This is a genomic window from Sphingopyxis sp. GW247-27LB, from assembly GCF_002277025.1.
Lineage (GTDB): Bacteria > Pseudomonadota > Alphaproteobacteria > Sphingomonadales > Sphingomonadaceae > Sphingopyxis.
Map to the genome: position 1 here is coordinate 111,748 of NZ_NIWD01000011.1, position 12,332 is coordinate 124,079.

14 protein-coding genes and 1 tRNA gene are annotated in these 12,332 nt (G+C 65.9%); 6 read left to right on the forward strand and 9 right to left on the reverse strand.

Annotated features, from left to right (window positions below):
- Nucleotides 1–38: 38 nt before the first annotated feature.
- Both CD928_RS16490 and CD928_RS16495 read left to right on the forward strand, forming a co-directional pair.
- Nucleotides 39–1,442: a nitronate monooxygenase family protein gene (locus tag CD928_RS16490; RefSeq protein WP_095388189.1), complete on the forward strand. Its 1,404-nt coding sequence runs from the start codon at nucleotides 39–41 to the stop codon at nucleotides 1,440–1,442.
- Between the two features lie 52 nt (nucleotides 1,443–1,494).
- Nucleotides 1,495–1,794 carry a GIY-YIG nuclease family protein gene (locus tag CD928_RS16495; RefSeq protein WP_095388190.1) on the forward strand — a complete coding sequence of 100 codons (300 nt, stop codon included), beginning with the start codon at nucleotides 1,495–1,497 and terminating at the stop codon, nucleotides 1,792–1,794.
- A gap of 110 nt (nucleotides 1,795–1,904) precedes the next feature.
- Here CD928_RS16495 and CD928_RS16500 read toward each other — a convergent pair whose 3' ends face one another.
- Nucleotides 1,905–2,903: a D-glycerate dehydrogenase gene (locus CD928_RS16500; protein WP_095388191.1), complete on the reverse strand. Its 999-nt coding sequence runs from the start codon at nucleotides 2,901–2,903 to the stop codon at nucleotides 1,905–1,907.
- Between the two features lie 125 nt (nucleotides 2,904–3,028).
- Here CD928_RS16500 and CD928_RS16505 point away from each other — a divergent pair, with 125 nt between their 5' ends.
- A complete protein-coding gene (locus CD928_RS16505; protein WP_095388192.1) occupies nucleotides 3,029–3,490 on the forward strand; it encodes an SH3 domain-containing protein in 462 nt (153 codons plus the stop codon).
- A 58-nt stretch (nucleotides 3,491–3,548) separates the two neighbouring features.
- Here CD928_RS16505 and CD928_RS16510 read toward each other — a convergent pair whose 3' ends face one another.
- The 3 genes from CD928_RS16510 to CD928_RS16520 all read right to left on the reverse strand — a co-directional run bounded on the left by CD928_RS16510 (nucleotide 3,549) and on the right by CD928_RS16520 (nucleotide 6,186).
- Nucleotides 3,549–4,016 carry an RcnB family protein gene (locus CD928_RS16510; protein ID WP_095388193.1) on the reverse strand — a complete coding sequence of 156 codons (468 nt, stop codon included), beginning with the start codon at nucleotides 4,014–4,016 and terminating at the stop codon, nucleotides 3,549–3,551.
- Nucleotides 4,017–4,189: 173 nt separating this feature from the next.
- Complete coding sequence (locus CD928_RS16515; protein ID WP_095388194.1) at nucleotides 4,190–5,002, reverse strand: hypothetical protein; 813 nt, start codon at nucleotides 5,000–5,002, stop codon at nucleotides 4,190–4,192.
- A complete protein-coding gene (locus CD928_RS16520) occupies nucleotides 4,999–6,186 on the reverse strand; it encodes an acetyl-CoA C-acyltransferase (protein WP_095388195.1) in 1,188 nt (395 codons plus the stop codon). The genes CD928_RS16515 and CD928_RS16520 overlap by 4 nt, the downstream gene beginning before the upstream one ends.
- Nucleotides 6,187–6,362: 176 nt before the next feature.
- On the opposite strand from CD928_RS16520, the gene CD928_RS16525 reads away from it, so the two are divergent.
- The 3 genes from CD928_RS16525 to CD928_RS16535 all read left to right on the forward strand — a co-directional run bounded on the left by CD928_RS16525 (nucleotide 6,363) and on the right by CD928_RS16535 (nucleotide 9,006).
- Nucleotides 6,363–7,001 (forward strand): peroxiredoxin, encoded by a 639-nt coding sequence (locus CD928_RS16525; protein WP_095388196.1) that lies wholly within the window; start codon nucleotides 6,363–6,365, stop codon nucleotides 6,999–7,001.
- Nucleotides 7,002–7,420: 419 nt separating this feature from the next.
- Nucleotides 7,421–8,875 (forward strand): coniferyl aldehyde dehydrogenase, encoded by a 1,455-nt coding sequence (locus CD928_RS16530; RefSeq protein WP_095388197.1) that lies wholly within the window; start codon nucleotides 7,421–7,423, stop codon nucleotides 8,873–8,875.
- A 46-nt stretch (nucleotides 8,876–8,921) separates the two neighbouring features.
- A tRNA-Leu gene (locus CD928_RS16535) sits at nucleotides 8,922–9,006 on the forward strand.
- 25 nt (nucleotides 9,007–9,031) lie between these two features.
- Here CD928_RS16535 and CD928_RS16540 read toward each other — a convergent pair.
- The 5 genes from CD928_RS16540 to CD928_RS16560 form a co-directional block, all read right to left on the reverse strand.
- Complete coding sequence (locus CD928_RS16540) at nucleotides 9,032–9,370, reverse strand: hypothetical protein (protein ID WP_095388198.1); 339 nt, start codon at nucleotides 9,368–9,370, stop codon at nucleotides 9,032–9,034.
- A 97-nt stretch (nucleotides 9,371–9,467) separates the two neighbouring features.
- The gene (locus CD928_RS16545) at nucleotides 9,468–10,148 is read right to left on the reverse strand and encodes an FABP family protein (RefSeq protein WP_369679311.1); all 681 of its coding nucleotides are present in this window, start codon (nucleotides 10,146–10,148) and stop codon (nucleotides 9,468–9,470) included.
- 3 nt (nucleotides 10,149–10,151) lie between these two features.
- Entirely contained in the window at nucleotides 10,152–11,003 is an 852-nt protein-coding gene (gene aguB / locus CD928_RS16550; protein WP_095388199.1) for an N-carbamoylputrescine amidase, read from the reverse strand.
- A 39-nt stretch (nucleotides 11,004–11,042) separates the two neighbouring features.
- On the reverse strand, nucleotides 11,043–11,339 hold the full coding sequence (locus CD928_RS16555) for a hypothetical protein (protein WP_141237180.1): 297 nt from the start codon (nucleotides 11,337–11,339) through the stop codon (nucleotides 11,043–11,045).
- A complete protein-coding gene (locus tag CD928_RS16560) occupies nucleotides 11,339–12,322 on the reverse strand; it encodes an agmatine deiminase family protein (RefSeq protein WP_095388201.1) in 984 nt (327 codons plus the stop codon). The genes CD928_RS16555 and CD928_RS16560 overlap by 1 nt, the downstream gene beginning before the upstream one ends.
- Nucleotides 12,323–12,332 lie beyond the last annotated feature (10 nt).

A 12,332-nucleotide genomic window follows, 5' to 3' on the forward strand; every position in this document is an offset into this window, starting at 1 on the left:
CGCGATCGCGCGACCGGTGGAGAGAAAGAGGTTCTGACGTGTTCAAAGGTTTGAAGCCCATCCTTTACGGCGGACGCGAGGTCTGGCCGCTGGTCGAGGGTGGCAAGGGCGTGTCGGCGACCAACCATATGTCGAGCGGCGCCTGGGCCGCGGCGGGCGGCATCGGCACCGTGTCGGCGGTCAACGCCGACAGTTACGACGCCGAGGGCAAGATCATCCCGCAAATCTATCGCGCGCTGACGCGGCGCGAGCGTCACGACGAGCTGGTCAACTATGCGATCGACGGCGCGGTCGAACAGGTCAAGCGCGCCTATGACGTCGCGAGCGGCAAGGGCGCGATCAACATCAACGTGCTCTGGGAAATGGGCGGCGCCCAGCGCGTGCTCGAAGGCGTGCTCGAAAAGACCAGGGGGCTGGTCACCGGCGTCACCTGCGGCGCGGGCATGCCGTACAAGCTCAGCGAGATCGCGGCGCGGCACAATGTCCATTATCTGCCGATCATCTCCTCGGCGCGCGCCTTCCGCGCGCTGTGGAAGCGCGCCTATCACAAGGTCGCCGACCTGATGGCGGCGGTGGTTTACGAGGATCCCTGGCTCGCCGGTGGCCACAACGGCCTGTCGAACGCCGAGGATCCGCTGGTCCCCGAAGACCCCTATCCGCGCGTCAAGGCGCTGCGCGACACGATGCGCGCCGAGGGGATTTCGGACACGGTGCCGATCGTGATGGCGGGCGGCGTCTGGTATCTGCGCGACTGGGAGCATTGGATCGACAATCCCGAACTCGGGCAGATCGTCTTTCAATATGGCACGCGCCCGCTGCTGACGGTCGAAAGCCCGATTCCGCAGGAATGGAAGGACCGGCTGCGCACGCTCGATGACGGCGACGTGCTGCTCCACCGCTTCTCGCCCACCGGCTTTTATTCGAGCGCGGTGCGCAACCCCTTCCTGCGCGACCTCGAGGCGCGATCGGAACGCCAGATTCCCTATTCGAAGCAGGAGGCGGGCGACCATATCGTCCAGCTCGACGTCGGGGTGAAGGGCAAGAATTTCTGGGTCACGCCGCACGACCGCGCGCGCGCGCGCGACTGGGTGGCGGAAGGCTATAGCGAGGCGCTCAAGACCCCCGACAACACGGTGGTTTTCGTGACCGAGGACGACAAGGCGGTGATCCGCAAGGATCAGGCCGACTGCATGGGCTGCCTGTCGCACTGCGGCTTTTCGTCGTGGAAGGACCATGACGATTATTCGACCGGCTACCTCGCCGATCCGCGCAGCTTCTGCATCCAGAAAACGCTGCAGGACATCGCGCACGGCGGCGACACCGAACGGAATCTGATGTTCGCGGGCCATGCCGCGTTCAACTTCAAGACCGACCCCTTCTACTCGAACAACTTCACCCCCACGGTGAAGCAGCTGGTGGACCGGATATTGACGGGGGATTGAGCGTCCAAACACTTCGTCATTGCGAGCGGAGCGAAGCAATCCAGGGGCGACCATGCGCGAACGCCTGCCAGCGGTCTACATCATGGCGAGCAAGCGCAACGGGACGCTCTATACGGGCGTGACGTCCGGGCTATTGCAGCGCGTGTGGCAGCATCGGGAGGGCCTTGGCGGCTTCTCGACCCGCTACGACTGCAAGATGCTCGTCTGGTTCGAGATGCATTCGAGCATGGAAACCGCCATCGCTCGGGAGAAGCAGATCAAGGCCGGGAACCGAGCGAAGAAACTAGCGCTGATTGAGGCGGAAAATCCGCTTTGGCGGGACCTATGGCCCGATATTCTCGACGGCAGCTAATGACGCTCTGGATTGCTTCGCTTCGCTCGCAATGACGGTGCGTTATAGATCTTCGTCATTGCGAGGAGCGCAGCAACGAAGCAATCCAAAGCGGTCTCACGCGTCCTCCGCTAAACCCACCCCTCCAGCACCTGGTCCGGCGGGCGGTGGCCGTCGCTCCAGGCGCGGATGTTGGCGATGACCTTCTCGCCCGACGCCTCGCGCCCCTCGATGGTCGCAGAGGCGAGGTGGGGGAGGAGCACGGCGTTGTCGAGCGCGAGCAACTCGGGATCGACCACCGGCTCCTGCGCATAGACGTCGAGCCCGGCGCCCGCGATGCGGCGGCTCTTGAGTGCCGCGATCAGCGCCTTTTCGTCGACGATCTCGCCGCGCGCGGTGTTGATCAGATAGGCGGTCGGCTTCATCGCCGCGATGCGCGCGGCGTTCACCATCTCGTGCGTTTCGCTGGTGTGCGGGCAGTGGATCGTCACCACGTCGCTGATGCGGAGCAGCGTGTCGATGCTCGCATGATAGCTGGCGCCCAGTTCCTCCTCGACCTCGGCGGGCAGGCGCTTGCGGTTGTGATAATGGATCGACAGGCCGAAGGCGCGGGCGCGGCGCGCGACCGCAAGGCCGATGCGCCCCATGCCGATGATGCCGAGCAATTTGCCGCCGACGCGGTGGCCCAGCATCGTGCTCGGCGCCCAGCCTTCCCATTTGCCCGACCGCATCAATTTCTCGCCCTCGGCGAGCCGGCGCGGGACGCTGAGAATCAGCGCCATCGTCATGTCGGCGGTATCCTCGGTGAAGACTCCCGGCGTGTTCGCGACCATGATGCCCTTGGCGCGCGCCGCGGCGAGGTCGATATGGTCGACCCCGGCGCCGAAATTGGCGATCAGCTTCAACCGCTCGCCCGCGGCGTCGAGGATCGCGGCGTCGATGCTGTCGGTCACCGTCGGAACCAGCACATCGCAGTCCGCGACCGCGGCTTTCAGTTCGTCGACCGAAAAGGCGCGGTCGCGCGCCGACAGCACGACCTCGAACAACTCGGACATGCGCGCCTCGACATGCGGCATCAACTGGCGGGTGACGATGACGCGCGGGCGTTTGGGGCGAGGGGAATCGGGCATGGCCGCCGATAGAGCGCGACGGCGGCTGGGGGTCAAGGGGCGGCGGCGCGCAGGACTGTGGACGACGGGCCGTTTGTGCGCTGCGGCCGGTTGATAATGGGCGCCGATTTTGACAAGGGTTGGCGATGACCAGCCGAAGATTTGCCCTGATTTTGTTGAGCCTTGCCGCCATCGGCCCCGCCGCCGCCCAATCGTCGGACCCCGAACTGCCCTATTGGGCGTCGATCAGCGTCGACGAGGCGCGGATGCGCAAGGGGCCGTCGCCCGATGTCCCGGTCATCTGGGAATATCGGCGCCGCGACCTGCCGGTGAAGGTGGTCGCGCGGCACGAGACCTGGCGCAAGGTCGAGGACCCCGACGGCACGCAGGGCTGGATGGCGGCGCGCCTGCTCAGCCGCACGCGCACCGCGATCGTCACCGGCGGCGTGCGCCCGATGCGTCAATCGCCCGATCCGGCCGCGGCGGTCGCCTATCGCGCCGAGGCGGGGGTGGTGGGACGGATCACCGACTGCAAGAAGGGCTGGTGCCTGCTCGACGTCAAGGGCAGGCGCGGCTGGATCGAAGTGGACCATATCTGGGGCGACTGACGCCCGCACGAAAAAGGGCCGGACGGTCGCCCGTCCGGCCCCTTGCCGGGTTTATCGCTCAGCGCCAGCGGAAGTGGTTGCGATAGACCTTGATCACCTTGCCGCTGCGCACGTTGACCAGCAGCAGGTCGTTGTAGTGGCGGACATAGGCGAGGTTGCGTCCCGCCCGCGGCACGCCCCAGCGGCTGTCGTAGCTCAGGCGATAGCTGGGCGCGTAATAGCTGGACCGCAGCGTCGATCCGATACGGAACTGCTGATATTTGAACGGCGCGCGCCAGTTCTGGTAGCGGTTGTCGCGGCGCCAGTCGCGCTTGTCCTCGCGATATTCCTGCCGCGCGTCGCGCAGGTCGCGGCGCTGCTCGCGCACGTCGCCGCGGTCGCCGTGGCGAACCGCCTGGCGCACGTCGCGCTTCTGTTCGCGAACCTCCTGCCGGTCGCGGCGGAGCTCTCCGGTCTGCGCCTGCGCCACCGCGGGCACCATCATCGCGGCGATCAGGCCGGCGGTGAGAAATTTCATCTTCTTCATTTTGCCATTCCTTTGCATCCGTCAGGGGGAGGGGGATCTGCCCGATGACGGGGAAAGGATTAGGCGAGTCGATTTGAACGATGCCGGAATGCCGCGTTTATTTTCCGGTCATTTGTGTGGCAAAATGTCGCGATTCGCCGCAGCGTCGCGAACCGATCCGATCGCGATCGCGCTTATTTGACGACGCGCACCCGTGCTTTGCCGCGGACTGTCTCCGCGACCCAGATCCGATCGTTCGATGGCGTGATAACGTAGAGCGGCTTGCCGGCCGCGAAGACAGAGAAGAAATGGATTTCGGTCGGTGTCGGGTCGAGAAGATGCGACACGACGAGCGCTTTCGCCTTGTCCTCGAACGGCAGGTCGAGGCAGGTCTTCGTAAAAGCGCGCTCCGTGACGACCTCACCGTCCTTCACCTCGACGCGGTAGTGGCCGCCGAGCGGAATGCTGCCGGCCTGCGTCTGCGGGGTCAGCAGATAGACGAGATCGGCGCCATCGGTGCCAGCGTGGGGCAATATGACACGGTTGAAGCGCCGGTCTGTGCAGCGCGGCCTCCCCTCCTCGGCAACCGCGTCCGAAGCTGCCACGAGCCTCGCCTCCTCCGCCGAGAGCTGGCTGTCCGCTCCGGTGCGGGGCTTGCCGTCGCGAACTCCGGTGCCGCCGGTCCACACCGCCGAATAGACCGCGCGGTGCGGCGCGCCGCGATCCCCCGCATAATAGGTGACCCGGTAATCGTCGCCTTCGGGTGTCACCACCCAGCCGCGGATCGTCTGGAGCGTGGCCTCGGGCACCTCGGCGGTCAGCGCGTCGGTTGTGTGCCACGCCGCCTGGTCATAGGCATAAAGGCTTTGCCCACGGTCGAGGGCGAGCTGGACGGCGTCCTGCTCGTCGATCGACATGGGCGCGGGCGGAGCCTCGTCCGGTTCCGCCCGCAAGGGCGTGGCCGTCGCCGCGATGGCGGCGAGCGCCAGGACGAGTGCGCGCGTCAAACCAGCTCGACGGCGACCGCGGTCGCCTCGCCGCCGCCGATGCACAGGCTCGCGATGCCGCGCGTCTTGCCGTGGCGTTGCAGCGCCGCGATCAGCGTCGTGATGATGCGGGTGCCGCTCGCGCCGATCGGATGGCCGAGCGCGGTCGCGCCGCCGTGGACGTTGATCTTCCCGTGCGGGATGCCGAGGTCGTGCATCGCGAACATCGCGACGCAGGCGAAGGCTTCGTTGACTTCGAACAGGTCGACGTCGCCGATCGACCAGCCGGCCTTGGCCAGCACCTTGTTGATCGCGCCGATGGGGGCGACGGTGAAATCCTTGGGCTCCTGTGCGTGCGCGGCGTGCGCGACGAGCTTCGCGACCGGCTTCGCGCCCTTCGCGTCGGCGACCGACTGGCGCGTCAGCACGACCGCGGCAGCGCCGTCGGAGATCGACGAACTGGTCGCGGCGGTGATCGTGCCGTCCTTGGCGAAGGCGGGCTTCAGCGTCGGAATCTTGTCGGGATTGCCCTTGCCGGGGGCCTCGTCGGTGTCGACGACGACCTCACCCTTGCGGGTCGCGATGGTGACCGGCGCGATCTCGCCCGCGAAGGCGCCGTCGGCGATCGCCGCCTGCGCGCGCTTCAGCGACTCGATCGAATAATCGTCCTGCGCCTGACGGCTGAGCTGATAGGCGTCGGCGGTGTCCTGCGCGAAGGTGCCCATCGCGCGGCCCGCCTCATAGGCGTCCTCGAGCCCGTCGAGGAACATATGGTCATAGGCGGTGTCGTGGCCGATGCGCGCGCCCGAACGATGCTTCTTGAGGAGGTAGGGCGCGTTGGTCATCGATTCCATGCCGCCCGCGACGACAAGGTCGATGCTGCCCGCGGCGAGCGCCTCGGCGCCCATGATCACGGTCTGCATGCCCGAACCGCACACCTTGTTGACGGTGGTCGCCTGCACCGACTTGGGCAGGCCCGCCTTGATCGCGGCCTGGCGCGCCGGCGCCTGGCCCAGCCCGGCGGGCAGCACGCAGCCCATATAGATGCGCTCGATATCGTCGCTCTTGACCCCCGCGCGCTCGACCGCCGCCTTGACCGCGGTGGCGCCGAGGTCGGTCGCGCTCGCGTCCGACAGCGCGCCCTGCATGCTCCCCATCGGGGTGCGGGCATAGGAGAGGAAGACGACGGGATCGGTGGCGGTCATGGGACGAGACTCCGTAGGGGAAAGTTGGTTGGCGGATGGATTAGCCGAAATGCTGCACCTGCGAAAGAGGGGAGGGCCAGCATCGCGGTGGCAAAGCTTTCTGGCGGGGACGAAAGGAACGCTTGTTTGGCCGGACTCGACGCGGGGCGCACAATGCGGGCGCTAGGAGGTACCAAATGACCATACAACTCGGCCAGATCGCGCCCGATTTCGAACAGGACAGCACACAGGGGCCCATCCGTTTCCACGAATGGCTCGGTTCGTCCTGGGGACTGTTTTTCAGCCACCCGAAGGATTTTACCCCGGTCTGCACGACCGAACTGGGCGAGGTCGCCCGGCTGCGCCCCGAATGGGACAAGCGCGGGGTCAAGACGATCGGCCTGTCGGTCGATCCGGTCGACTCGCATCGCGATTGGGAACAGGATATCGAATCCACCCAGGGCCAGAAGCTCGACTATCCGATGATCGCCGACAGCGACCAGAAGGTCGCCACTCTCTATGGCATGATCCATCCGGATTCGGACCCGACGGTGACGGTGCGCGCCGTCTATGTCATCGATCCGAATAAGAAGGTCCGTCTGGTTCTGACCTATCCGCCCAGCACCGGGCGCAATTTCGCCGAGATCATCCGCGCGATCGACAGCCTGCAACTGACCGATGCCCAGTCGGTCGCGACCCCGGTGAACTGGACCCCGGGCGAAGAGGTCATCATTTCGCCCAAACTGTCCGACGAGGATGCGAAGAGCCGCTTCCCGCAGGGCTTCCGCACGCTCAAGCCCTATCTGCGCTACGTCGATCTGGAAAAATCGGCCTGAGCTGGTGGAAAAGTGAACCCCGGCGAAAGCCGGGGTCCATAGGAGGAAGCCCAGCCTTCACCTCTGGACCCCGGCTTTCGCCGGGGAGCGCAACCGAGCCCGCGATGACCCGGCCCGATGGCCGCCCCGGCGCCGATGGTATCGAACAAAATCCCTTTCCTACATTATCCGGCTATGCTTCAAACTGGCCAATGATCCGCAGCCCCTTCTCAGCCTTCCCGGCCGCTGGCCGATCGGACCCCAGGCAAGCCGGTCCGGCGCATGCCAGGAGGCCCGAATGAAGGGGGACGTAGTGTGACTTTCGTGAACTTTGGAATAAAATTGCGCGCCTCGGCGCCGGTCGACGTCCCGCAGCGGGTTTCATCTTGCAACCCGCCTTCGCCCATGATCAAAACGGATCAAACGGAGGGAGACGGGATATGGTGACGGCGATCGAAGACGGCATCGCGCTCGAAAGCGCGCGCATGGGCCAGGTGCTCGCGGCGCAAAGGGCGAGCTTCACCGCCGCCATGCCCGAAAGCCTCGCGGTGCGGACCGACCGCCTCGACCGCGCGGTCGCGCTGCTCGTCGACCATGCGGACGATTTCGCGAAGGCGGTGAGCGAGGATTTCGGCCATCGCAGCCGCGAACAGACGCTGATGACCGACATCATGCCCTCGGTCAGCGCCTTGAAACATGCGAAGAAGCATATGGCGAGCTGGGCGAAGGGCGAGAAGCGGAGGCCCACCTTTCCGCTCGGGCTGCTCGGCGCGAAGGCCGAGGTGGTGTTTCAGCCCAAGGGTGTCGTCGGCGTGGTCAGCCCGTGGAACTTCCCGGTCGGCATGGTCTTCGTGCCGATGGCGGGCATCCTCGCGGCGGGCAATCGCGCGATGATCAAGCCCAGCGAGTTCACCGAGAATGTCTCCGCCCTGATGGCGCGGCTCGTCCCCGATTATTTCGACGAGAGCGAGATGGCGGTGTTCACCGGCGGGCCCGATGTCGGTGTGGCGTTCTCGAAGCTCGCCTTCGATCATCTGATCTTCACCGGCGCGACGAGCGTGGGCAAGCATATCATGCGCGCCGCGGCGGACAATCTGGTGCCCGTGACGCTCGAACTCGGCGGCAAGTCGCCGACCTTCATCGGGCGCAGCGCGAACCGCGACCTCGTCGGCCAGCGCGTCGCGATGGGCAAGCTGATGAACGCGGGGCAGATCTGCCTCGCGCCCGACTATCTGCTCGTCGCCGAGGATCAGGAGGGCGCGGTGATCGACAGCGTGACGAAGGGCGCCGCGGCGCTCTATCCGACGCTGCTCGCCAACGACGACTACACCTCGGTCGTCAACACGCGCAATTACGACCGGCTGCAATCCTACCTTGCCGATGCGCGCGAAAAGGGCGCCGAGGTGGTCGAGGTCAATCCCGCGGGCGAGGATTTCGCGAGTTCGAACGGCCACAAGATGCCGCTTCATATCGTCCGCAACCCGACCGACGACATGAAGGTGATGCAGGAGGAGATTTTCGGGCCGATCCTGCCGGTGAAGACCTATCGGACCATCGACGACGCGATCGACTATGTGAACGCGCACGACCGCCCGCTCGGCCTCTATTATTTCGGCCAGGACAAGAGCGAGGAGGATCGCGTGCTGACGCGGACGATCTCGGGCGGCGTCACGGTCAACGACGTGCTGTTCCACAACGCGATGGAGGATCTGCCCTTCGGCGGCGTCGGCCCGTCGGGTATGGGCAATTACCACGGGCTCGACGGCTTCCGCACCTTCAGCCACGCGCGCGCCGTCTATCGCCAGCCGAAGTTCGACGTCGCCGGCATGGCGGGCTTCAAGCCCCCCTATGGCAAGGCGACGGCAAAGACGCTGGCGCGCGAGCTCAAGAAATAGCTTGGCAAGCGGCGGCGCTTCGCCTTAGGGGAGGCGCCTTCCACGGGCCCCTGTGGTGAAATTGGTAGACGCGCTCGACTCAAAATCGAGTTCCGCAAGGAGTGCTGGTTCGAGTCCGGCCAGGGGCACCATCATCATCCGGCGGCGTGGCCGGGATCAGCCCTTGTCTTCGAGGTCGAGCGCCTCTTCGAGAGCCTCGATCGAACCCACCGGATCCGCGGGTTCGCCGCAGTGCGGAAAGATGGCGTCGAGCCGGCGGCGCAGCGTCTCGTCGAACAGTGTCTGGTTCGATATGCGCGCCTGCGACAGGGTGAGCTCCATGCGGATCGCGTCCTTGATCCGCTCGAGCGCGGCCTTGTCGAGAATGCCGACCTTCAAAAGCTCCTCGCAAAGCTGGATCAGGCCGACCGTCGTCGCATGCGCGCGCAGGCCGATGAAATCGATCGTCCGGTGCAATTCGCGCGCACCCGCCGCACGCTGTTCGATGCTGCTCATCTCACTCTCCCTCACCACCCCGCAAGGGCCGCCGGCCTGTGGACCGGTCTGTCGCCTCGTCGGTGCTTAGCAGGTTAGGTGTATCCGGGGCGCGGTGTCAAACGTCCGTTGACGCCGGCTGCGCCGACCGCGCGATCTTCGCCCACGGATTGAGGTCGGGCTCGGCGATCTTGGTGAGCCGGTTGCGGTCGCGGTGGAGGAAAGGCTCGCTCTGGCCTTTGACCATCAACGTGGTGTCGAGAACATAGCTCCAGCCGCCATCCTCATGGAAGTCGACGCTAATCTGATATTTGTCGGTGCGGAACGCCAGTTCGAGGAAGGTCGTCGAGCAGATGCCATATTCGGTTTGTCCACGCTCTGCGGTCAGCACGAGCCGTTTCGCATCGGGCTCGGCATGCCCCGCCGCGATCGCGATCTGGCCGCGCGGAATCGCCAGCGTCTGCAGGATCAGCCCGGTCGCGGGCTCGTAGAGCCAGTATCCGACCTGGTCGTGGAAGGCGATGTCCTCTTCGGGGGTGTTGATGTGGACATGATAGCGCAGGCCATAGAAGAGCTGCGGCCCGTTCGCCTGCGCGTCGATCGGCTGCATCTCGATCCGCTCGTAATATTGGCGCGTTTCGGGGCCGTCGGCCTTGGGGTTGACGTCGACCCCGCGCTGCCCCTCCCAGATGCCGGCAAGGCGGCGCAGCGGGCCGAGCCGGGCGAGCGTGTCGGGATCGACATCGTCGGGCTCGGTGAAGATGTCGTCGGGAACCTGCATCGTCTTGCCCTCGTCCATGCCTTAGATGTCCTCGGCGAGCCGGCCGTAGAGCTGCGGCCGCCGGTCGCGGAAGAAGCCCATGCCGGCGCGGTGTTTCGCGGCGCGATCGAGGTCGATCGTCTCGACCAGCACGCCGCTTTCCTCGCGCCCGAATGCCTGCGTCAGATCACCCCATTCGTCGGTGATGAAGCTGTGGCCGTAGAAGTCGGCTTCACCCTCCCGCCCGATGCGATTGGCGGCGATCACCGGCATACAGTTCGACACGGCATGGCCCTGCATCGCGCGGCGCCACATGCGGCTGGTGTCGAGATCGGCGTCATAGGGCTCTGACCCGATCGCGGTCGGATAGAAAAGCAGTTCGGCGCCCATCAGCGCCATCGCGCGCGCGGTTTCGGGATACCATTGGTCCCAGCACACCCCGACGCCGATCCGCGCCCCAAAGAGATCCCAGACCTTGAAGCCCGTGTTGCCGGGGCGGAAATAATATTTCTCCTCATAGCCCGGCCCGTCGGGAATGTGGCTCTTGCGGTACGTCCCCATGATCGCGCCATCGGGGCCGATCATCGCGAGCGTGTTGTAATAATGCGGCCCATCTTTCTCGAAGAAGCTGGTCGGGATCGCGACCTTGTGAGTCGCGGCGAGCGCCTGCATCGCGACGACGCTCGGATGCTCGGTGGTCGGACGCGCGCTCGCGAACAGCGCCTCTTCCTCGACCTGGCAGAAATAGGGGCCCTCGAAGAGCTCGGGCGGCAGGATGACCTGCGCGCCCTTCGCGACCGCCTCCTCGACGAGCGCCGACACGGCGTCGATGTTCGGCTGGACGGGGCCGGGCAGGGGAAGCTGCAATGCGGCGACGGAGAGGGTGCGGGTCATGGGGCGGGCATGCCATGCTGCGTCGATAGAGGGAAGTAGTTAGCGGTTCGCCAGCCAGAAGACCGCAATCAGCAGGCTGGGCGGGATAAGAATCAGCAGGACGGCTTCGGACCATGTCGCAAAGGCAATCGGCTGCGACGCCTGCTTTAGGACAAGAAAGCTCTTCACGGCAGCAAATGGCATGATCCAGACGGCAAAAACACCCATCCAATTAAGCAGTGCTTTTTCGCTGCCGGGCGCATCGAAAGTCATGACCGATAGTCCGATCATGGGTAGGCTGATTGCCAGTAGCCCGACCGCCAGCAGCATCACGCCTATTCGGGCCACACGAGCCATCACGCCGGCACCTGCTGGCTCGAGCAATGGAAGCTGCCGCCGCCGACGATGATTCCGCGCGCGTCGATGCCGACCGCACGGCGATCGGGAAAGAGTGCGACGAGGGCGTCGACGGCCGCGGCATCGTTCGCCGAACCATAGGTCGGGACGACCACGACGCTGTTGCCGATGTAGAAGTTCATATAGCTCGCCGCCGCGATTTCGCCCTCGATCTCGACACGGCCGGGTGAGGGGAGGTCGAGGATCTCGACCCCGCCGAAGGCTTCGGCCCGCGCGCGCGCGTCGGCGTAGATGGCGGCGTTGGGATCGTCGCTACCCGCCGCGACCGGGATCGCGAGCCGGCCTTCGCCGACGAAGCGTGCGAGATTGTCGACATGGCCGTCGGTATGGTCGCCGACCAGCCCCTTGCCGAGCCACAGCAGCCGCTCGACGCCGAGCGACTGATGCAGCCGCACGGCGATATCCTCGCGGGTCAGCGACGGGTTGCGGTTCGGGTGGAGCAGGCACTCCTCGGTGGTGACCGCGAGCCCGGTGCCGTCGACGTCGATGCCGCCGCCTTCGAGAACCCAATCCTGCTCGTCGACCGGCAAGCCGCTTTTCGCGCCGAGCGCCGCGCCGACCTCCAGATCGCCCGGCATCACGAATTTCTCACCCCACCAATTGAAGCGGAAATTGCGCGCGCGCCGCGCCGTCCCCGTCCCCGAGACGATCGGCCCGGTGTCGCGCAGCCAGATGTCGCCGAGCGGCTGGACGAGGATATGCACGCCGGACTCGACGAGATTGGCCGCGATTTCCGCCTGCGCCTCGTCGTTGACGACGAGCCGCACCTCCTCGCCGCGTCCCCCGTCGTGAACGGCGTTCGCGAAGGCCGCGATATCGCGGCGCGCAGCGTCGATCTGCCCGGACCACTCCTCGGCGAGGTGGGGGAAGCCGATCCACGCCGCCTCATGCGGCGCCCATTCGGCCGCCATGCGCAGCGTCATATATGGGCTC